The organism is Microvirga sp. HBU67558, from assembly GCF_018069605.1.
GTDB classification, from domain to species: domain Bacteria; phylum Pseudomonadota; class Alphaproteobacteria; order Rhizobiales; family Beijerinckiaceae; genus Microvirga; species Microvirga terrae.
Genome location: NZ_JAGPUP010000116.1, coordinates 1 through 299 on the forward strand (window position 1 = coordinate 1; position 299 = coordinate 299).

Consider the following 299-nt stretch of genomic DNA (forward strand, 5'->3'; position numbering starts at 1 on the left):
CCAGCGCCGAGCAGGCCGCCCGTCAAGGATGGGCCCACAACGGCATAGTCCTTGAAGTCAGGCTTTGCGAGTGTGCCAATGATCTGGGCTGCCCCAGCGAAAACAGCATCAATTCGTCCAGCCGCGAGGTCGAGGTCGTGCTGCTCCGTGGTCTTGTACTCGCGGATCTCGGCCGTGCCCTTCAGGTACTTGTCAGCGAAGGTGGCCTGGATGGTCGAGGTCTGCACGCCAATGGACGTTCCCTTCAGGAGCGGCTTGAGATCCTCGATCGCCTTCTCGGCAGCCGCCTGCTGGGTCGA

1 pseudogene is annotated in these 299 nt (G+C 62.5%); it reads right to left on the minus strand.

What is annotated here, in order from left to right:
* Positions 1–299: pseudogene (locus KBI52_RS00470) on the minus strand (ABC transporter substrate-binding protein); the annotation flags it as partial.